Below are 18,969 nucleotides of genomic sequence, written 5' to 3'. Positions count from 1 at the left end.
CAGGCGCCCGGGTCTTCAGGTGAACGGCGTTATCGTTCATCGCGAGCAAGCTTTGCTCCCACGGTTCTCATGAGCGCTGCTTCGTCCCGGCCTCGGCCAGCGTCGTATCGGCCAGCGTGTCCGGCGTGCAGCGCAAATCACCGATCATCAGCACATCGCCTTCGCGGCCGGCGTTGTCCGGGTCGAGGCGGAACCGGCAGAACAACTCATTGCCGTAGCGCACTTCCAGGGTGGGCGAGCCGGCATTCATTTCCATGGAGAAGAACCCGTCCACCTCGCTGATGCCGCGACTGGCGTGGTTGATCACGTGGTGGCCCCGAAGCGGCTGGCCCTGCCCGTCCAGCAAGCGCCCGAGCACGGTCACGGTTTTCATCACATGGATCTTGCGGTAGTCCACCCCACCCTTGTTCAGGTGATAACGGGTGCGTGAAGGTTCGATGCTCGCCGCTGGCGGATGCACGCCGTCGAAGTCGAAGGTCACCATGCTGTTTTTGTAGGCGGTGATGGGGACGAAGTTACGGCCCGGACGCAACGCGGTGCTGCCACCGGTCAGGTCATCAGCGCGCAGGGCGACATTGTCCAGATCGGTCTCCACGTCGACGATCATGCCGGCGCCGCGCCCCTGGGGCACGCCGGTGAAAGCGGCTTTCTGGCCGCCCACGGCCACGGTGCTACTCAGGTTCAGGCCGCCGGTGAGGTTGTCGTTATAGGACGAGCGCTGGACGAAACCGTCGCCGTAAAGCGAATCGGTCATGAAACTGGCGATGCCGGACAGGCCCACGCCATAGGTGTCGGCCAGCGCCGTGGCGGAGACGCTTTGCAACACGTGATCTTCCAGGTCCCGGCGATAGGTCAGCGAGGCATTGTGGTCGCGATCGCCGTCCCGCGAGGTACGGGTGCCGATGCTGCCCGACCAGTACTCGCCCGGCCCGCCCAGGGCGACGCTGACGCTCAGGTCGACCCCGCGATTGCGCCGGTCGGCGGTACTCGAGGTGCCGGGGCGGTCGAACACCGACAGCCGCCAGTTGGCATCGCTGCCACGCAACTTGCCGCGCTGGCTCCAACCCAGGTCCAGGCCGGTGCCCTGGACATTGCCTTCGCTATAGGCCAGCCGTCCGTTGATGGAGGTCTTGTTGCTCAAGCGATGATTGACCGACAGCGAGGAGTTGCTGGTATGGCCGACGAACACGTTGCGCTGGCGGATGCGGGTGCCGTCCGCCAGGGTTTCATAGGTGTTGCGGGTGTCCAGCCAACTGCGGTTGTGGCTGGCCACCACGCTGCCATGGCCGTAGCTGTACAGGCCTTGCACGTCCATGCCGGTGCCGTACTGCTGGGTCTGATAGACGTTGGCGTACAGGCTGGTGTTGGTTGCCAGCGTCCAGTCCACCGAGGTGCCCACTTGCAACTTGTCCTGCACCTGGCGCGTGGAGGCACCCAGGATCACCCGCGGATGCAGCAGGTAGTTGAGGCCGACACCCGCTGTCGTGAACCCCGAGGGCTGGTCTTCCCAGTTGCTCCAGAGCCTGGTCTCGCGCCCGGCGAAGAGGTTGTAGCGCCAGCGGTCCTCGGCGTCGCTCCAGTTATTGGGTTTGTAGACCAGCTCCTGGCTGGTGGCGGTGGTTTGTCCGTCCTCGATCAGCCGCACTTCCACTTCATAGATGCCGCCGGGCAAGGGCCGGGTGTCCAGGCTCTGCAAGCCGGCGGCGACCGCCTGGGTGTTGATCAGCAGACCGCTGCGGTAAATCTCCACCGAAGCCTGGCGGCTGGCGGTGACATAAATGGGGTAGACGCTGGGCTTGGGATTTTCGATCGCCAGGCTGTCGGAGCTGCCGTACATCACCCCCAGCGCGGTGTCCGGGTTGGCGCCGAACGAACGGATCTGCCGATTCAAGCCATCGGAGCTGGGCGTGAAATAGCCCAGGCGGAAAAAAGTCCCCTCCATTTCTCGTTGGGTGTAGAGCTCATGGACAGCGTGGTACAGCTTGTCGTCCGGCCCGCCAAGACGCGAAAGCTGAAGGTCCAGCGACTGGCTCCAGTTGCCCACGCTGGAACTGGCGTTGAGGCCATAACGCCCGCCCGTGTCCTGCTCCTGGCCACCGTTGATATTCAGTTGGTTGTTGAAGATCAGGCCGAGGCTGCCGCCTTCCGGTTGATCGTAATAGCGCTTGGCTTCGGTGCCTCGCTCCACATCCCGGGTCAGGATCGATACCAATGAATTTTCAAGGCTGTAATGCACGGCCAGCAGCCCTGACGGACAGCTGCCTTCACAGGCGCCCAGTACTTGTCCTTGCTTGAGATGCTGCGCCCATTGGTCGCGCTCGACAGCTTTTATCGTGCTGTCGTGCGTGTCGGTGAATTCGAGCAGGGTGATACGATCGTCCCGCGACAAGACCACCATGGCTTCGCCGAGGTACTGTTGATTGAGTTCAATACGAACCGCCAGAGGCACATCGAAGAAGTGCGATTCAAACTCCGCCGGCAGGCCCTTGGCCTGGGACAACAGGCTTCTCGGTGTCGTACCGGGGGCAGTCGGCGCGGCCAATGCATTCGCGCACAACAATAGCGCGAGCGCACCCGCGATGGGTGTCATCGGAAACATCAACGGATTCTCATAATCTGCGAGCGATCAAGGCGTTTCAGGTGCTGGCCGCCCGGCTGGGGAGCGCCGGACGGCCTGCGGCGATGCCCGTGCAATGAGCTGGAACTCACCGGGCATCGAGCGGGATCACGGGCGCGGCACGGCGTCGAAGATCACGGTCATGTCGGCGGTGTACAGGCCGTTCTGGGTAGCCAGAGGCGTGGCCGCGACGATGGTCATGTCAGCCTGTGTGCCTGGAGTGGACGTTGCATCATCCACCACTTCCTGGGCGATGGCGGTCAGGGTGACGCCATTGAAGTTGGTGGTCAGGGCAATGGAATCACTGCCGTTGTACAGCGCCGCCGGGCCACCCTCGATGTAGGCATGGACCGAACCTTCGGTGTTCTTCACGTCGAAGGTCTGGCGCAGCGAAGTCAAGGTGCCACTGACCGTGTTGTAGCTCATGATTTCATCCTTACCGAAGTTCGGGTCACGTGGCTGCACGTGGAACTGCTGGGTCGGGATATTCGCGGTGATGTGGATAGCGGAGCGTGCATCATCGAGCGCAAATACCTGCGAAGCGCCCAAGGCAGCGGCAGTCAGGGAAGCAGCGGTTACGAATTGTTTGAGCATGTTGTTAACACCTGTTCTTGACATAAAGAGAAAGGTTGAATTTGCAGTTCAACAACAACTTGATCTGCTCCTCCAACGCCGGGGCATGATCGGCTCTTTGCAATTAAAAAAAAGCAGGCAGATTCCCACAGGCGTGTAGTAAATCCGGCACACGAATGGGCGAAAAATACCCGACTTTTTATAAAATTTAAGTTTGTATGTCAGAAACAGCCCACACGCCCAGCAACATCGCGGCGCCTTTCAAAGTCAAGAAAAACCGCCGCAAAATCCCATCACCCTCTGCCATATCGTATTCAGGTAAAGTCTTGTTTCATCAGAAGTAACGGGCAACGAAACTCGATATATCTTAGTTCCTAGTTATATCCTGCCTTAAAGATATATCTCACGGCAAAGTTATATCTCAGCCCTATCTTATGCAGAACGGAGAACGCATATGACAGACCCTTATTCCCATTTCAAACGTGAATACGAACACGACGATTTCGAACGACACCCGGCGCGCCGTGAGCGTAACAGTCGCGCCCCACGGGTTTTTGCCGCCGGTGACCTGAAGTTGCTGTCACTGGCGCTGATTGCCGAGCAACCTTGCCACGGTTATGACCTGATCCGCCGGATCGAAAACATGTTCGACGGCGCCTACAGCCCCAGCCCCGGCGTGATCTACCCGACCCTGTCCTTCCTGGAAATGAGCGCAATGGTCACCTGCGGCGTCGATGATGGAAAAAAATGCTACAGCGTGACCGATGCCGGACGTCTATTACTTGAGGACCAGGCCCAAGCGTTGGATGAGGTGCGCACGCGCATTGAAATCAGCAAGCGCACGCTGCGTGGCCATGATCGTCCCCCGGAAATCCAGGAAGCGGTGTATAACCTGCGGCATGCGCTGCAAAAGCACCCTGGCCACTGGAGCCCGGAAGAAATCCGGCGGGTGCGCGACCTGCTCAACGACACCGCCAAAGCCATCATCGACGGCCCCGACCGTCCACCTGTCTCGGAGTCAAGCCAATGACTGAAGTCGATCCAAACGCCATTCACCGCGTCACCCACGAGATCAAACGCCGTCGCCTGCAGGTGTTGCGAGTGCAGGACCTGACCCCACGCATGCGCCGCATCACCGTCGGCGGGCCGGAACTGGCCGGGTTCGTCAGCCTGGGCACCGACGATCACGTGAAGTTGCTGTTCCCGCAGAACGCCGAGGAGCATGCCGCCCTGGAAAATTTCAACCCCAGCGCCGGCAAGGCCCAGGGCCCGATGCCCGAGATGCGCGACTACACCCCGCGCCGCTATGACCTGGACACCCTGGAGCTGGACATCGATTTCGTGCTTCACGGCGACGGCCCGGCATCTACCTGGGCGGCCCAGGCGGCGCCAGGGCAATACCTCAACATTGCCGGGCCCCGGGGCTCGATGATCGTGCCGGACATCTTCGACAGCTTCCTGCTGATCGGCGACGAAACCGCCCTGCCCGCCATCGCCCGCCGCCTCGAAGGCCTGGAGCCCAACAGGCGTGCCCTGGTGGTGGTGGAAGTGGAGAACGGCGCCGAACAGCAAGTGCTCCAAAGCCCGGCGCAGGTGCAGGTGATCTGGGTGCTGCGCGAAGGCCGCCAGGACAACCTGCTGCGAACCGTGCAGCAGCTGGAAATGCCCGGCGGCAAGCTATACGCCTGGGTCGCGACCGAAAGCAAGGTGTCGCGGCAGATTCGCAAGGTCTTGCTGGAGGAGAAAGGCCTGGATGAGGATTTCGTGAAGGCGGTGGGGTATTGGAAGCTGGATGACAGTGAGGAAGATTGAGGGACTGACGGCGGCTGTAGGAGCTGTCGAGTGCAACGAGGCTGCGATCTTGTCCCAGGCAATTGAGTCGCAAGCGAAAGCTCAGGATCAAAAGATCGCAGGCTTCGCCAGCTCCTACAGAGCCCAGCGGGAGCAAGCTCCCTCGCCACAGGGCTATCGCTGCCCTTTAATACTTTATCCGTCACCACTAGGTACCCCGCCCCATGCTTTTCCTGCTCGCCTACATCAGCAGTGTCGTGCTGATCAACTTCGCGTTTTCCGCCGCACCGCACCTGGACATTATCTGGTCGGCCTGGGGCGGCCTGGTGTTTATCCTGCGGGACATGGTGCAGACCCGCTTCGGCCACGGCGCCATCGCGGCGATGCTGGTGGCGCTGGTGTTGTCCTATGTCACCTCGGACCCGACCATCGCCCTGGCGAGTGCCACGGCGTTCGCGGTGTCCGAGTGCATCGACTGGCTGGTGTTCACCATCACCAAGCGCCCGCTCCATGACCGGTTGTGGATCAGTTCGGCCCTGAGCATTCCCCTGGACACGTTCATCTTCTTCGGCCTGATCGACGCCCTGACGCCCGCCGTGGTGATCACCGCCCTGCTCTCGAAGTTCGCCGGGGTCACGGCCGTCTGGCTGATCATGGCCTGGCGTTCACGCAAACAGGCCATCGCCGGGCGGTTCATGTAAAATGCCGCGCTTTCTCCCATGGGAAGCTCGCCCGGCGCGCAACCCGCGATGATCCGCTCCTGTTTGAGGACCTTCAGATGACCCGTATCGGAACCCCATTGTCGCCCACCGCGACCCGCGTTTTGTTGTGTGGCAGCGGTGAGCTGGGCAAGGAAGTGGTAATCGAACTGCAGCGCCTGGGCGTCGAGGTGATTGCCGTGGACCGCTACGCCAACGCGCCGGCCATGCAAGTGGCCCACCGCAGCCATGTGATCAACATGCTCGACGGTGCTGCCCTGCGTGCGGTGATCGAGGCCGAGAAGCCGCATTTCATCGTGCCGGAAATCGAAGCCATCGCCACCGCCACCCTGGTGGAACTGGAAGCCGAAGGCTTCACCGTGATCCCCACCGCCCGTGCCGCGCAGTTGACCATGAACCGTGAAGGCATTCGTCGCCTGGCCGCCGAAGAACTGGGCCTGCCGACCTCGCCGTACTTTTTCGCCGACACCGTGGAAGACTACCGCAAGGCCGTGGAAACCCTGGGTTTCCCCTGCGTGGTCAAGCCGGTGATGAGTTCTTCGGGCAAGGGCCAGAGCCTGCTGCGCGGTACCGATGACGTGCAAAAAGCCTGGGACTACGCCCAGGAAGGCGGCCGTGCCGGCAAGGGCCGGGTGATCATCGAAGGGTTCATCGATTTCGACTACGAAATCACCTTGCTCACCGTGCGCCACGTCGGCGGCACCACCTTCTGCGCACCGGTCGGCCACCGTCAGGAAAAGGGCGACTATCAGGAATCCTGGCAGCCACAAGCCATGAGCCCGGTGGCCCTGGCCGAATCCGAGCGCGTCGCCAAGGCAGTGACCGAGGCCCTGGGTGGTCGCGGCCTGTTTGGTGTCGAGCTGTTCATCAAGGGTGACCAGGTGTGGTTCAGCGAAGTCTCGCCGCGCCCACACGACACCGGCCTGGTGACGCTGATCTCCCAGGACCTGTCGCAGTTCGCCCTACATGCCCGCGCCATTCTCGGCCTGCCGATCCCACTGATCCGTCAGTTCGGCCCTTCGGCCTCGGCGGTGATCCTGGTGGAAGGCCAATCGACCCAGACCGCTTTCGCCAACCTGGGCGCGGCCCTGAGCGAACCGGACACCGCCCTGCGCCTGTTCGGCAAACCGGAAGTCAATGGCCAGCGCCGCCTGGGCGTGGCCCTGGCCCGCGACGAATCCATCGAAGCCGCCCGCGCCAAGGCGACCCGCGCTTCCCAGGCCGTCAAGATCGAGTTGTAAAACCTGAGTAGCTTGGCCCCTGTAGGAGCTGTCGAGTGCAACGAGGCTGCGATCTTTCCCTAGACACTTAAATCTCAAGCGAAAGATCAAAAGATCGCAGCCTCGCTTCGCTCGACAGCTCCTACACAGTCCAGCAGGGCTAAAGAAAAAGGCGACACCCGCAAGGGTGTCGCCTTTTTCATGAGCGCAGGTTGGCCTTAATCCGGCAGTTTGTAGGCAATCACATAATCGCCCTGCTTGGTGCCCAGGGAACCGTGGCCACCGGCAACAACCAGCACGTATTGCTTGCCGTCCTTGCCGGTGTAGGTCATCGGCGTGGTCTGGGCGCCGGCGGGCAGGCGGCCCTCCCACAGCTGCTTGCCGTTCTTCACGTCATAGGCACGCAGGTACTGGTCGAGGGTGCCGCTCAGGAACGCCAGGCCGCTGGCGGTGGTGAAGGGGCCACCCAGGCTCGGGACGCCCATGCTCAGCGGAATCGGTACCGGCGAGCTGTCGCGCACGGTGCCGTTCTTGTGCTTCCACAGGGTCTTGTTGGTGGTCAGGTCCACGGCCGCGACATAACCCCACGCAGGCGCCTGGCAAGGCAGGCCCATTGGCGAGAGCAGCGCTTCGAGGATCACACCATACGGCGCGCCCTTGTTCGGCTGCACGCCTTCGGTTTCGCTCTTGCGCCCCGGGCCGCCAGCCACTTCGGCCGCTGGCACCAGCTTCGACTTGAACGCCATGTAGCTTGGGTTGACGAAGGCGATCTGGCGCACCGGGTCCACCGAAATGCCGCCCCAGTCGAACACGCCGAAGTTGCCTGGGTAGACGATCGAGCCTTGCAGCGACGGCGGCGTGAACATGCCGTCATAACGCAGCGACTTGAAGTCGATCCGGCAGAGCATCTGGTCGAACGGGGTCACGCCCCACATGTCGCTTTCCTTGAGGACCGGCGGCACGAAGTTCAGGTCGGACATCGGTTGGGTCGGCGAAGTGTGGTCACCTTCCACCGCGCCTTGCGGCACCGGGATTTCCTTGATCGGCACGATCGGCTGGCCATTGCTGCGGTCCAGCACGTAGATGCTGCCCTGCTTGGTCGACGCCAATACAGCGGGTTTCACGCCATCGGCGGTCTTCAGGTCCATCAGGGTCGGTTGACCGCCGACGTCCATGTCCCACAGGTCGTGATGGGTGAACTGGAAGTACCAGCGCACCTTGCCGGTAGCGATGTCCAGGGCGGTCAGGCCAGCGGCGTATTTTTCCGATTCCGGGGTACGGAAACCACCGAACTGGTCGGGGGTCTGGTTGCCCATCGGCAGGTAGAGCATGCCGAGTTTTTCATCGACGCTGAACATGGACCACATGTTCGGCGAATTGCGGGTGTAGGTCTTGCCCTCGGCAATCGGCGTGGTGTCGTCCGGGTTGCCGCTGTCCCAGTTCCACACCAGCTTGCCGGTGTGTACGTCGTAGGCACGGATGACGCCGCTTGGCTCGTCGGTGGAGACGTTATCGGTGACGTGGCCGCCGATCACCACCAGGTTCTGGGTGACCGCCGGTGGCGACGTGGAGTAGTAACCGCCGGCCGTGAAGCCACCGATGTTGGCGGTCAGGTCGACCTGGCCCTTGTCGCCGAAGTCTTCGCACATCTTGCCGGTGTCGGCGTTGAGGGCGATCAGACGGGTGTCGGCGGTCGGCAGGAAGATCCGCCGCGGGCATACGCTACTGGCCGGCGTGGTGCTGGCGGCGCCGGTCGGGCTCTGCTCGGCAGAGGCGTACGCGGCGTCATCGTGATAGGTCACGCCACGGCAGGTCATGTGGGCCCAACCCTTGAAGTTTTCCGCTTTTTGCGTGGAAAGCTTCGGATCGAAACGCCAGATTTCCTTGCCGGTTTCAGGCTCCAGGGCGATCACCTGGCTGTGAGGCGTGCACACGTAGAGCATGCCGTTGGCCTTCAGCGGGGTGTTTTCGGCAGTGGTTTCACCCGGATCGTTCGGCCCTGGCAGGTCGCCGGTGCGATAGGTCCAGGCCGGCACCAGTTTGCTGACGTTCTCGGGGGTGATCTGTGCCAGCGGCGAATAGCGGTCGCCATGGGCACTGCGCCCGTAGGAGTTCCAATCGCCGTCCGGCATGGCCGGTGCGGTGTTGGTCATGCCCGGCACGCTGTCGCGGTCCAGTTGGCCCTTGATCTCACCCGGGTTGGTGAACTGGCTGGCGAGCGCGGCAACACCGGCGATGACCACGGCGGCGCCCAATGCGCGGGTTCCCGTGGCCGAGGCATCGGCGGTCAACAGCGGGCGGCGGAACCACGGCAGCAACATGACGATGCCCAAGGCAAACAGCATCGCCAGGCGCGGCACCAGTTGCCACCAGTCCAGGCCCACTTCCCACAAGGCCCACACGGTACTGGCGAACAGCACCAGCGCGTACAGGCCCAGGGCCGCGCGACGGGCCATGATCAGCAACACGCCGGTCAGCGCCAGGCCGATACCGGCCAGCAGGTAATACAACGAGCCGCCAAGCGTGCTCAGCTTGACTCCCCCGGCCAACAGGACCAGGCCCATCAATAGAAGCAGAATGCCGAGCAAACTCGGTAGCAGACGGCTTCGACTCAAAGCACCCTCAGTGCTCATAGTGTGTTTCTCCGTGACGTTTTAAGGAGTCCCGCGCAAGTAGTCACTGTAGATGACGATCTTGCGGGGGCATGGTTCAGTTGAAAAAAGGCAAATTCTGTTGCCGCGATCCCTTGTGGGAGCGAGCTTGCTCGCGATGGCGGCGTGTCAGTTGGCTTCGATGTTGAATGTGCAATGGCTATCGCGAGCAAGCTCGCTCCCACAGGAAGTCAACGAGACAGCGCTGTCTTTCAGGGTCAGGACATTGGGCATTCATCAGATCGTTTAGTGGGAATAAGCTGGACGCAGAGGCTTCGGCACAACAGAAGAAGCGTTTCAGCAGGCGGCGCAAGGATAATGTCCTGTTCTCAATAGAGAAAGGGCTTTTGTTGACATGAATCATCTCGGATTCGGTAACAGTGCGCCTGGCGCTGGCGGCGATGATGAAGGCTATGCTTCCACCAAAGGGGCACCTCGGCTAAGGTGCGCGGCTTTACACCTTTAGCGCGAAGGCCTCCCATGACCGAACCCAACAACAACCCGCTGCACGGCGTGACGCTGGAGCAGATCCTCAACGCCCTCGTGCAGCACTATGAATGGTCGGGCCTGGCCGAACGCATCGACATCCGTTGCTTCAAGAGCGACCCGAGCATCAAGTCGAGCCTGACTTTCCTGCGCAAGACGCCTTGGGCGCGGGAGAAGGTCGAGCGCCTGTACATCAAGTTGATGCGCACTAAACGGCCGGTCTGAGCCGTGGGACGTGATCAGGGTCGCCACCTCACGCTGCGACAGCGTTTTGTCTGCGTGACGGCACTGCTGGGCTGGGTGGGATTGAGCATCCAGCTGTATCTGATCCTGCTGGGTCGCTGGAAACTGGACGCGAGCCTGCTGGGCGGCCTGGTGAGTTTTTTCAGTTTTTTCACGGTCCTGACCAACACCCTGGTGGCCGTGGTGCTGACCTGGGAACTGACTCCTCGCGAGTCCGCGGCCCGGCGCTGGTTCCTGCTCCCCAGCGTGCGCAGCGGCGTCGCCGTGAGCATCGCCCTGGTCAGCCTGGCCTACAACCTGCTGCTGCGCCACCTCTGGCAACCCGAAGGCTGGCAGGTCGTGGCCGACGAGCTACTGCACGACGTGGTGCCCTTGCTGTACATCGCCTATTGGTGGCTGTGGGTACCCAAAGGCAGCTTGCGCCTGGGCCACATCGGGCTTTGGGTGATCTACCCCTTGGTGTATTTCGCCTATGTCCTGCTGCGCGGGGAGTTATTGGCGGCCTACCCCTACCCTTTCATCGATGTGGCGAACCTGGGTTATCCACAGGTGCTCATCAATGCCGGGGGGATATTGCTGGGGTTTATCGCGATTGCGCTGGGGGTGGTGGGGTTGAATCGGTTGGCATCGTTGAAATAGAGGCCTGCAGAGCACATRGCKGTGTGAGYCAAACCTGTGGGAGCAAGGCTTGCCCGCGATGAAGATCACGCGGTYYAYCTGRARACCACGGYGCCTGCATCGCGAGCAAGCTTTGCTCCCACAGAACCCGGGTTATCACGGGTGTTCATCGTAGAGGCCCACTCAGAGCACATGGCTGTGTGAGCCAAACCTGYGGGAGCAAGGCTTGCCCGCGATGAAGATCACGCGGTTTACCTGAAGACCASGGYGCCTGCATCGCGAGCAAGCTTTGCTCCCACAGATAGGTGTCCCACAGGGGATTGTGTTCCATATCCGGCATCAGCGCCTTGCCGGCAACATCCACACCAACCCACTGGCCTTGGCCCGTTCATGACACAGCGCCAACACACTGCGCCGCTCATCGTTGTCCATCCGGCTCCAACGGGTGATCTCCGCCACGGTGCGCTGGCAACCGGTGCAGATGTCGTCATCGTCCAGTGCACAGATGTTCACGCAAGGCGAAGGCACCGGGCGTTCAGGGGCGCTCATTGTTCCTGCTCGATCAGGTCGCGGGCGTAGCGCTGGGAATTGTGCACGTAGTGCGCCGCGCTGGCCTCGAGCATTTTCTTCTGGGCCTCGGTCAGTTCACGCACCACCTTGCCGGGCGAGCCCATCACCAGCGAGCCGTCGGGAATCTCCTTGCCTTCACCGATCAGCGAGTTGGCGCCGATGATGCAGTTCTTGCCGATCTTCGCGCCGTTGAGAATCACCGCGTTGATGCCGATAAGGCTGTAGTCGCCCACCGTACAGCCATGGAGCATGGCGTTGTGGCCGATGGTCACGCCAGTGCCGATGGTCAGCGGATAGCCCATGTCGGTGTGCATCACCGTGCCGTCCTGCACGTTGCTGTTCTTGCCGATCAGGATCAGTTCGTTGTCACCGCGCAGCACGGCGTTGAACCAGACATTGGCGCCCTCTTCGAGGCGGACCTTGCCCACCAGCGTGGCGTTGGGCGCGACCCAGCTCTGTGGGTGGGTTTCGACACGGGCATCGCCCAGGCGGTATTTCATGAGAGTCCTCGGGGCGTCAGGTATTAATGAAACTCTTGGGCGGTTTGTGCAGGTCGATTTCGGCGTCGTACAGCAGGTTGACCAACTCCACGACCATGATCGCCGTCAGGCCCCAGATCTTGAATTCGCCAAACCGATAGCTGGGCACGTACCAACTGCGGCCCTGGTAATCGATCCGGTGCGTGTGTTCGCGCGGATCCTTGCGGAAAAACTCCAGCGGTACGCTGAACACCGCAGCGATCTCGGCATCGTTGGCCTGGTATTCGACGTAGTCCGGAATCACTCCGACATACGGCGTGACCTTGATGCCGTGCAACGAGATCAGCGGGCTGAGGGGGCCGATCACTTCCACCAGGCCGGGCGGCAGGCCGATTTCTTCCTCGGCTTCGCGCAGGGCGGTGAAGATCAGGTCCGGGTCTTCCGGGTCGCGGCGCCCGCCGGGGAACGCCACCTCGCCGCCATGGGTCGAGAGCCCGCTGGCGCGCAGGGTCAGTACCAGTTCCGGTTCATCGCTGCGGGTAATCGGCACCAGCACCGCGGCTTCAGGGAAACGTTGGTCAGCCTGCAGATCGTGCGGGGTATGGTTGCTTACTCGATGCAGTAGCTCGTCCAGCATGAGACTTCTCGATTTATTCGCTACCTTGCATCATGCACCAATCGTTCAAGCGGCCCAACCCCCGCACCGCGTCGTGTCGCGAAACGACAACTTGCCGACACCGGCCCGCGCCGCCAAGATAGGCGCAGCATTCAGGAATCCAAGCATGAAATTCTGCAGCCAGTGCGGTAACCCGGTGACCCAGCGCATACCCGAAGGCGACTCGCGCCTGCGTTTTGTTTGCGACACCTGCCACACCATCCATTACCAGAACCCCAACATCGTGGCCGGTTGCGTACCGACCTGGGGCAGTAAAGTCCTGTTGTGCCGGCGCGCCATCGAGCCGCGGCGCGGTTACTGGACGCTGCCGGCGGGCTTCATGGAGAACGGCGAAACGGTCGAACAGGCCGCCGTGCGCGAAACCGCCGAAGAAGCCTGCGCCCGGGTGCGAAATCTGAACATCTATACGCTGATTGACGTACCGCATATCAGCCAGGTACATGTATTCTTCCGCGCCGAACTGGTGGATGAGGATTTCGCCGCCGGGCCCGAGAGCCTGGAGGTGAAGCTGTTCGAAGAAGCGGACATTCCCTGGGACGAACTGGCTTTCCGCACGGTGGGCCGTACCCTGGAGTATTTCTACGCGGATCGACGCATCGAGGATTACCCTGTGCGATCCGAATCGATCCCACCGCTGGCTCAGCCTGCCAATACTTGAAAAACCAATATAGCCACAACACCTCTAGGGATATCGTTTCAATGCGCTGGTTGCTTGTCTTGTTCTGCTTGTCGTTCACTGCGATGTCCCAGGCCTCTGCGGTGGGAACCTACAACGGCAAGGTCATCGAAAAAGTGCTGGTGCTCAAGTCCGCCCATCAATTGCAATTGATCAACGACGGCAAGCCGCTCAAAACCTATCGCATTTCCCTGGGCAAGGGCGCCAAGAAGGGCCCCAAGCTGATCGAGGGCGACAAGCGCACCCCTGAAGGCTTCTATTGGCTGGACTGGCGCAAGACCAGCGACCGGTTCTATCTGTCGATGCACATTTCCTACCCCAACATCAGCGACGCCGCCCGCGCCCGCCGTGAAGGCGTTGAGCCGGGGGGCATGATCATGATCCACGGCACGCCGGATTCGGAAGAGAACCCTGAGCAGTTGTTCCATACGCTGGACTGGACCGACGGCTGCATCGCCATGCGCAATGTGGATATGCGCGAGGTGTGGAACCTGGTGCCGGATGGCACGATGATCGAGATTCGGCCGTAGCGCCTCCCCCTCCAGCGGCAGGAGCTTCTTGTGGCGAGGGAGTCCCCGCTAGGCTGCGCCTGTAGGAGCTGTCGAGTGCAACGAGGCTGCGATCTTGCCCCAGACACTTGAGTCTCAAGCGAAAGATCAAAAGATCGCAGGCTTCGCCAGCTCCTACAGAGCCCCGCGCGAGATTGCTCCCTCACCACAGGTTACGTGGCATCAAGTCCGAAGCTCTACCCGGTCCAAGGCCTTGTTCGCCAACAACGTTCCCAGCTCGATCATCTGCGCCACGCCCAACGCCACATGCCGCCGCGAACCGTCCAAGTCAAACAGGAGGTCGCTGAGCACTGCATTGGCCGAGGCCAGGGTTTCACTGAGGTTGGCTAGTAAGGTTTCGGTGTCAACGTTGTCCGATACGCTGAACAACTGCACCGAGGGTTGGGGGGCTGGTTCGCTGTTGTCGGGCTTGAGGTAATGGTCCATCGCGCGGTCGGCGGCTTCTTTCAGCTTGTCGGGGGCGTAGTCGCCGTAGGGGAAGGTGGAGGCGGGTTTTGGCATGTCAGAATTATTTTTCAATTGAAGCTCCTTTAAATTAATGGAGCCCAGGACAAAACGTCCGGGCCTGTTGCCCCTTGATTTTTTTCGGACGGTCAAACCCGGTCGCTGAATTGGCAGCGACACCCAAAGGCTAGAGCCCTTGCTTCCGAGGGACAACCTTAAAAACATGTCGGAAACTTCGGTGCGTCTGACAGACCGTCCACTTGATCATGGATGTTTCAGACAAAATTCCAGATAGGCTTTTTTTGATTGAATTGGGTACATATCCATTGCTGCGGTAACGGCGACTTAGGGTTCCGCCCTGACGGCGGCTCACTTTTGAGAAGCCCGGAAGCCGGCCCAGTCAAAAGTAAGCAAAACGCTTTTGCCCCACCACGCCGCCGCGAAGGGCCATCCATGGCCCAGCGCGGCTATCCCGGCATCCATGCCGGGATGCCCACTCCACAATGCCTGCGTTCGGCCAGCGTGGTTAACAGGGCGTCCGAGATCAACGTCCTCCCCGAGGCGGCCTGAGAGCCGACCTGGCTCTTGGTAGGACCGCGTTTATCCTGTGGGAGCGAGCTTGCTCGCGATGACGGTAGCCAATCCAAATCTGGGTAACTGAACTACCGCTATCGCGAGCAAGCTCGCTCCCACATTGGACTTTCAATGGACACAAAATTTACGTACACCGCAGCGCCCCTGTGGGAGCAGGCTTGCTCGCGAAGAGGCCAGCACATCCAAGATCTTCATTGACTGAAGTGCCACCTTCGCGAGCAAGCCCGCTCCCACAGGGGAACGCGTTTGACCTGAAACCAGGCCCGCTGTCAGACCGCCTTGCTTACATTCCATGATCGTTCCCACGCTCTGCGTGGGAATGCATCCCGTGACGCTCTGCGTCACCTTTCAGAATCGGAACGCGGAGCGTCCCTGGCGGCGTTCCCACGCGGGAGCGTGGGAACGATCGACTGGCCGAGCACGGGTCACTGTGGGAGCGAGCCTGCTCGCGAAGGGGACAGTACATTCAATATCCTCATCGACTGTAATACCGCCATCGTGAGCAGGCTCGCTCCAACAGGAAAAACGCGGTCCCACCAAGAACCAGGTCGGCTATCAGGCCGCCTCGCTTTTGTTTTTGATCTCGGACGCCCCGTTAACCACGATGGCTGAACGAAGGTATTGCGCAGTGGGCAACCCGGCATGGATGCCGGGTTAGCCGCGCTGGGCCATGGATGACCCTTCGCGGCGGCCCACGGAGCGATGCCTTCGTTCAGGCATGCCGAGCCTAGGCGAGGCACCGAGTGGTGGGGCAAAAGCGTTTTGGTTACTTTTGACTGGGCCGGCTTCCGGGCTTTTCAAAAGTGACCCGCCGTTGGGCGGAACCCTAAGTAGCCGTTACCGCAGAAACGGATATACACACCGACCAAATAAAACGAACTACCGCTCACCAAAAAAATAAATATCAAATTTCAAAACCCGCCCTTCATGCATACCACTGACCTTTAAAAACCCCAGTCCAACGTTGCAATTCAACGCCACATCACCACCACCCTAATACCACTTAAAGAACCACCCTCATAAACACCCAGAAAACACTAGCCAAACCCGAAAAAGCAGCGTTGACATGGTATTCAAGTGGTATTAGCTTCAACCCCCATCACCGAGCGAAAACTCCTACAACCGCATCGGACACACCACATGAACGACATCCTGGCCCTGCGCCCCGACGACACCCAACCCACCCCGCTCTACCTGCAACTGGCCCGCAACCTGGAAGCCGCCATCCACGCCGGCCAGTGGAAAGCCGAGCAAGCAATGCCCTCCGAACGCAGCTTGAGCGAGCAACTGGGCATTTCCCGGGTCACCGCCCGCAAAGCGCTGGAAGTGCTGTTCGAACAAGGCCTGATCCGCCGCAACCAAGGCTCGGGAACGTTCATCACCCCGCGCCTCGAACAACCGCTCTCGCGCCTCAGCGGGTTCAGCGAAATGCTCCGGCTCAAAGGCTTCGTGCCCGGCTCCCAGTGGCTGGAGCGGGAAATCACCCCGCCAACCCACGAAGAACTGATTCGCCTGGGCCTGTCGCCCACTGACAAAGTCGCCCGGCTCAAACGGCTGCGCAAGGCCGACGACACCGTCATGGCCATCGAAATGAGCACCCTGCCCGCATCAATCATTCCCAAGCCACAGGCGGTGGGCGATTCGCTTTATGAATTCCTCGATGGCATCGGCAAACCGGTGGTGCGCGCCCTGCAACACATCCAGGCCATCAACGCCTCGGACGAGTTCGCCGCCCTGGTGGGCATCGCCCCCGGCACCGCAATGCTACTAATGACCCGGGTCGGCTACCTGGAAGACAACACGCCCATCGAAGTCACCGACACCTATTGCCGCAACGACTACTACGACTTTGTCGCAGAGCTGCGGCGCTAGACGACCAGAGAATCCCAATGTCCGAAGACAACATCCTCACCGCCAACGGCTGGATACGCGGCCGCCTGGTCCACGAACACGGCAAGGTCGTGTCCGTCGAAGGCCAGCCCTGCGACCCGGCGAGCAACGCCCTGCCCTACCTGCTGCCCGGCTTCATCGACCTGCATGTGCACGGCGGTGGCGGCAAAGACATCATGGAAGGCGCGCCAGCGTTCGAAACCATTGCCCGCACCCACGTGCGCTTCGGCACCACGGCGCTGCTCGCCACCACCATGACCGCGCCGAGCGAAGAAATCGCCAGCGTGCTCAAGGCCCTCGGTGAGTTCTGCGAACAGCGGCCCAGCGGCAGCGCACGCGTGCTGGGGGTGCATTTGGAAGGCCCCTATATCAACCCCGGTAAACTCGGTGCCCAACCGAATTTCGCCCACACCGCGTTGATGGCCGAAGTGGAGGCCTACCTGGCCCTGGCACCGATCCGAGTGATTACCATCGCACCGGAAATCGCCGGGCACGACGCCTTGATTCGCGCGCTCAGCGCCCGGGGCGTGCGCATGCAGATCGGCCATACCCTGGGCAGTTACGAAGAAGGCGTCGCGGCACTGGCGGCCGGGGCCAGCAGTTTCACCCATTTGTACAACGCCATGAGCCCGTTGCATCACCGCGAACCGGGCATCGTCGGCGCGGCGCTGGCCCATGCCCGCTATGCCGAGTTGATTCCCGATTTGCTGCACGTGCACCCCGGTGCCATGCGCGTGGCCTTGCGTGCGATCCCGTGCCTGTATTGCGTCACCGACTCCACCGCCGCCGCCGGCATGCCCGACGGCGAATACAAGCTGGGCAGCCACACCGTGACCAAATGCCTGGGCGGTGTGCGCCTGGCCGACGGCACGCTGGCCGGCAGCACCCTGACCATGGACCAGGCCCTGCGCAACCTGGTGAAGATCGGCCTGCCCCTCGCCGAAGCCTCGCAACGCTTGTCGCAATTCCCCGCCGACTACCTCGGCCTGCCCGAGCGCGGACGCCTGCAACCCGGCGCCTGGGCTGACTGTGTGCGCCTTGATCGTGCCCTGAACCTGATCGACGTGATGGTCGAAGGAGAAGCCATTGACTTCCAAAATGCTTGAAGAGGCCCTGGCCTCGTCCGCCGCCGTCGAGCGCCAATTACGGCTATTGGACCCCGCCCTGCAGGAAATTGCCGGGCGCCTGCGCCGCCAACCGCCGCAAGTGGCGATGACCGTGGCCCGTGGCAGCTCCGACCACGCCGCCAGCTACTTTGCCTACCTGACCATGCAACAACTGGGGTTGCCGGTGGCGTCGTTGCCGATGTCGGTGGTGACCATGCAGCAGGCGCCGTTGAAGGTCAGCGGCCAGGTAGCGTTCGCATTCTCCCAGTCGGGGCAAAGCCCGGACCTGGTGAACAGCCTGCGCCTGCTGCGCAAGCGCGGCGCGTTGAGTGTGGCGATGGTCAACGCCGAGGACTCTCCGCTGGAGGCGGCCTGTGAATTCAGCGTACCCCTGTGCGCCGGCATCGAAAGCAGTGTCGCCGCCACCAAGAGTTTCATCGCCACCCTCAGCGCCAGCGCGCGCCTGGTGGCCCATTGGAAAGACGATGCCGAATTGCTCAAAGCCGGCACCGCGCTGCCCGAAGGCCTGCGCGATGCCGCGAGCCAGGATTGGAGCGCCGCCATCGAGGCCCTGCGTGACGGCCAGCGCTTGATGGTCATCGGCCGTGGTGCCGGGTTCGCCATCGCCCAGGAAGCGGCGCTCAAATTCAAGGAAACCTCAGCGATCCAGGCCGAAGCCTTCAGCAGCGCCGAGGTCCGCCACGGGCCGATGGCACTGATCGATGCAGATTACCCGCTGCTGGTGTTCGCCCCGCGCGGCGCCGAGCAGGCCGGTGTGTTGAGCCTGGCCGCCGACATGCGCCAACGCGGCGCCCGGGTGCTACTGGCCGCGCCCGATGACATCGCCGAGCGCGACCTGACGCTGACCCGCGCCGAACACCCGGCCCTGGACCCGATCCTGGCGATCCAGAGCTTTTACCGCATGGCCGCCAGCCTGGCTGAGACCCGAGGCCTGGACCCGGACCAGCCACGGCACTTGAGCAAGGTCACCCGGACCCACTGAACCGACAGTCCTTTAACGCAAGGTCAACGAAATTTCAAAGAGAG

At 61.7% G+C, this 18,969-nt stretch carries 18 protein-coding genes; 11 read left to right on the top strand and 7 right to left on the bottom strand.

Annotation, left to right across the window (positions count from 1 at the left end; translation table 11 throughout):
- Positions 1–67: 67 nt before the first annotated feature.
- Both ASC85_RS08725 and ASC85_RS08720 read right to left on the bottom strand, forming a co-directional pair.
- A complete protein-coding gene (locus ASC85_RS08725; protein ID WP_057449013.1) occupies positions 68–2,599 on the bottom strand; it encodes a CS1-pili formation C-terminal domain-containing protein in 2,532 nt (843 codons plus the stop codon).
- A gap of 126 nt (positions 2,600–2,725) precedes the next feature.
- Positions 2,726–3,211 carry a CS1 type fimbrial major subunit gene (locus tag ASC85_RS08720; protein WP_057449012.1) on the bottom strand — a complete coding sequence of 162 codons (486 nt, stop codon included), beginning with the start codon at positions 3,209–3,211 and terminating at the stop codon, positions 2,726–2,728.
- A gap of 433 nt (positions 3,212–3,644) precedes the next feature.
- On the opposite strand from ASC85_RS08720, the gene ASC85_RS08715 reads away from it, so the two are divergent.
- From ASC85_RS08715 to purT, 4 genes are all read left to right on the top strand, one after another.
- A complete protein-coding gene (locus ASC85_RS08715; RefSeq protein WP_057449011.1) occupies positions 3,645–4,220 on the top strand; it encodes a PadR family transcriptional regulator in 576 nt (191 codons plus the stop codon).
- Positions 4,217–5,002: a siderophore-interacting protein gene (locus tag ASC85_RS08710; RefSeq protein ID WP_057449010.1), complete on the top strand. Its 786-nt coding sequence runs from the start codon at positions 4,217–4,219 to the stop codon at positions 5,000–5,002. The genes ASC85_RS08715 and ASC85_RS08710 overlap by 4 nt, the downstream gene beginning before the upstream one ends.
- A 203-nt stretch (positions 5,003–5,205) precedes the next feature.
- On the top strand, positions 5,206–5,682 hold the full coding sequence (locus ASC85_RS08705; RefSeq protein ID WP_057449009.1) for a VUT family protein: 477 nt from the start codon (positions 5,206–5,208) through the stop codon (positions 5,680–5,682).
- Positions 5,683–5,759: 77 nt separating this feature from the next.
- The gene (purT, locus tag ASC85_RS08700; protein WP_014339994.1) at positions 5,760–6,941 is read left to right on the top strand and encodes a formate-dependent phosphoribosylglycinamide formyltransferase; all 1,182 of its coding nucleotides are present in this window, start codon (positions 5,760–5,762) and stop codon (positions 6,939–6,941) included.
- A gap of 197 nt (positions 6,942–7,138) precedes the next feature.
- Here the strand turns inward: purT and ASC85_RS08695 are convergent, their stop codons facing one another.
- Positions 7,139–9,553, bottom strand: coding sequence for a glucose/quinate/shikimate family membrane-bound PQQ-dependent dehydrogenase (locus tag ASC85_RS08695; protein ID WP_057449008.1), 2,415 nt, complete (start codon positions 9,551–9,553; stop codon positions 7,139–7,141).
- A 498-nt stretch (positions 9,554–10,051) separates the two neighbouring features.
- Between ASC85_RS08695 and ASC85_RS08685 the strand changes: the two genes are divergently transcribed.
- Positions 10,052–10,282, top strand: coding sequence for a VF530 family DNA-binding protein (locus ASC85_RS08685; RefSeq protein ID WP_003205228.1), 231 nt, complete (start codon positions 10,052–10,054; stop codon positions 10,280–10,282).
- A 3-nt stretch (positions 10,283–10,285) separates the two neighbouring features.
- Positions 10,286–10,939 carry a Pr6Pr family membrane protein gene (locus ASC85_RS08680; protein WP_057449006.1) on the top strand — a complete coding sequence of 218 codons (654 nt, stop codon included), beginning with the start codon at positions 10,286–10,288 and terminating at the stop codon, positions 10,937–10,939.
- 318 nt (positions 10,940–11,257) lie between these two features.
- On the opposite strand, the gene ASC85_RS08675 is transcribed toward ASC85_RS08680, so the two are convergent.
- From ASC85_RS08675 to ASC85_RS08665, 3 genes are read right to left on the bottom strand one after another with little or no spacing between them, the layout of a single operon-like run.
- The gene (locus ASC85_RS08675; RefSeq protein WP_003205232.1) at positions 11,258–11,467 is read right to left on the bottom strand and encodes a DUF1289 domain-containing protein; all 210 of its coding nucleotides are present in this window, start codon (positions 11,465–11,467) and stop codon (positions 11,258–11,260) included.
- Entirely contained in the window at positions 11,464–11,988 is a 525-nt protein-coding gene (locus tag ASC85_RS08670) for a gamma carbonic anhydrase family protein (RefSeq protein WP_046064853.1), read from the bottom strand. Before ASC85_RS08670 ends, ASC85_RS08675 begins: the two co-directional genes overlap by 4 nt.
- Positions 11,989–12,004: 16 nt before the next feature.
- Positions 12,005–12,604, bottom strand: a complete 600-nt coding sequence (locus tag ASC85_RS08665) for a CoA pyrophosphatase (protein WP_003205236.1) — start codon at positions 12,602–12,604, stop codon at positions 12,005–12,007.
- 145 nt (positions 12,605–12,749) lie between these two features.
- On the opposite strand from ASC85_RS08665, the gene ASC85_RS08660 reads away from it, so the two are divergent.
- Together ASC85_RS08660 and ASC85_RS08655 are read left to right on the top strand one after the other, a co-directional pair.
- Positions 12,750–13,301 (top strand): NUDIX hydrolase, encoded by a 552-nt coding sequence (locus tag ASC85_RS08660; protein WP_057449005.1) that lies wholly within the window; start codon positions 12,750–12,752, stop codon positions 13,299–13,301.
- 41 nt (positions 13,302–13,342) lie between these two features.
- Entirely contained in the window at positions 13,343–13,849 is a 507-nt protein-coding gene (locus ASC85_RS08655) for a L,D-transpeptidase family protein (protein WP_057449004.1), read from the top strand.
- A gap of 201 nt (positions 13,850–14,050) precedes the next feature.
- On the opposite strand, the gene ASC85_RS08650 is transcribed toward ASC85_RS08655, so the two are convergent.
- Positions 14,051–14,407, bottom strand: a complete 357-nt coding sequence (locus tag ASC85_RS08650) for a DUF6124 family protein (RefSeq protein ID WP_082534345.1) — start codon at positions 14,405–14,407, stop codon at positions 14,051–14,053.
- A 1,659-nt stretch (positions 14,408–16,066) separates the two neighbouring features.
- Here ASC85_RS08650 and ASC85_RS08645 point away from each other — a divergent pair.
- Genes ASC85_RS08645 through ASC85_RS08635 form a run of 3 tightly spaced genes read left to right on the top strand, consistent with a single transcriptional unit; the run spans position 16,067 to position 18,925 of the window.
- Positions 16,067–16,798 carry a GntR family transcriptional regulator gene (locus tag ASC85_RS08645; RefSeq protein WP_030139601.1) on the top strand — a complete coding sequence of 244 codons (732 nt, stop codon included), beginning with the start codon at positions 16,067–16,069 and terminating at the stop codon, positions 16,796–16,798.
- 17 nt (positions 16,799–16,815) lie between these two features.
- Complete coding sequence (nagA, locus tag ASC85_RS08640; protein WP_057449002.1) at positions 16,816–17,922, top strand: N-acetylglucosamine-6-phosphate deacetylase; 1,107 nt, start codon at positions 16,816–16,818, stop codon at positions 17,920–17,922.
- Complete coding sequence (locus ASC85_RS08635; protein WP_156395625.1) at positions 17,903–18,925, top strand: SIS domain-containing protein; 1,023 nt, start codon at positions 17,903–17,905, stop codon at positions 18,923–18,925. The genes nagA and ASC85_RS08635 overlap by 20 nt, the downstream gene beginning before the upstream one ends.
- Positions 18,926–18,969 lie beyond the last annotated feature (44 nt).

This window comes from Pseudomonas sp. Root401, from assembly GCF_001425105.1.
Taxonomy (GTDB): domain Bacteria; phylum Pseudomonadota; class Gammaproteobacteria; order Pseudomonadales; family Pseudomonadaceae; genus Aquipseudomonas; species Aquipseudomonas brassicacearum.
Note: the sequence above shows the minus strand (reverse complement) of the source record. Positions and strands in the feature narration are given on the sequence as shown.

Bases quoted from the DNA above. Each gene is read 5' to 3' on its own strand.
- ASC85_RS08725 (WP_057449013.1), bottom strand. From the start codon at position 2,599: ATGTTTCCGATGACACCCATCGCGGGTGCGCTCGCGCTATTGTTGTGC.
- ASC85_RS08720 (WP_057449012.1), bottom strand. From the start codon at position 3,211: ATGCTCAAACAATTCGTAACCGCTGCTTCCCTGACTGCCGCTGCCTTG.
- ASC85_RS08715 (WP_057449011.1), top strand. From the start codon at position 3,645: ATGACAGACCCTTATTCCCATTTCAAACGTGAATACGAACACGACGAT.
- ASC85_RS08710 (WP_057449010.1), top strand. From the start codon at position 4,217: ATGACTGAAGTCGATCCAAACGCCATTCACCGCGTCACCCACGAGATC.
- ASC85_RS08705 (WP_057449009.1), top strand. From the start codon at position 5,206: ATGCTTTTCCTGCTCGCCTACATCAGCAGTGTCGTGCTGATCAACTTC.
- purT (WP_014339994.1), top strand. From the start codon at position 5,760: ATGACCCGTATCGGAACCCCATTGTCGCCCACCGCGACCCGCGTTTTG.
- ASC85_RS08695 (WP_057449008.1), bottom strand. From the start codon at position 9,553: ATGAGCACTGAGGGTGCTTTGAGTCGAAGCCGTCTGCTACCGAGTTTG.
- ASC85_RS08685 (WP_003205228.1), top strand. From the start codon at position 10,052: ATGACCGAACCCAACAACAACCCGCTGCACGGCGTGACGCTGGAGCAG.
- ASC85_RS08675 (WP_003205232.1), bottom strand. From the start codon at position 11,467: ATGAGCGCCCCTGAACGCCCGGTGCCTTCGCCTTGCGTGAACATCTGT.
- ASC85_RS08670 (WP_046064853.1), bottom strand. From the start codon at position 11,988: ATGAAATACCGCCTGGGCGATGCCCGTGTCGAAACCCACCCACAGAGC.
- ASC85_RS08665 (WP_003205236.1), bottom strand. From the start codon at position 12,604: ATGCTGGACGAGCTACTGCATCGAGTAAGCAACCATACCCCGCACGAT.
- ASC85_RS08660 (WP_057449005.1), top strand. From the start codon at position 12,750: ATGAAATTCTGCAGCCAGTGCGGTAACCCGGTGACCCAGCGCATACCC.
- ASC85_RS08655 (WP_057449004.1), top strand. From the start codon at position 13,343: ATGCGCTGGTTGCTTGTCTTGTTCTGCTTGTCGTTCACTGCGATGTCC.
- ASC85_RS08645 (WP_030139601.1), top strand. From the start codon at position 16,067: ATGAACGACATCCTGGCCCTGCGCCCCGACGACACCCAACCCACCCCG.
- nagA (WP_057449002.1), top strand. From the start codon at position 16,816: ATGTCCGAAGACAACATCCTCACCGCCAACGGCTGGATACGCGGCCGC.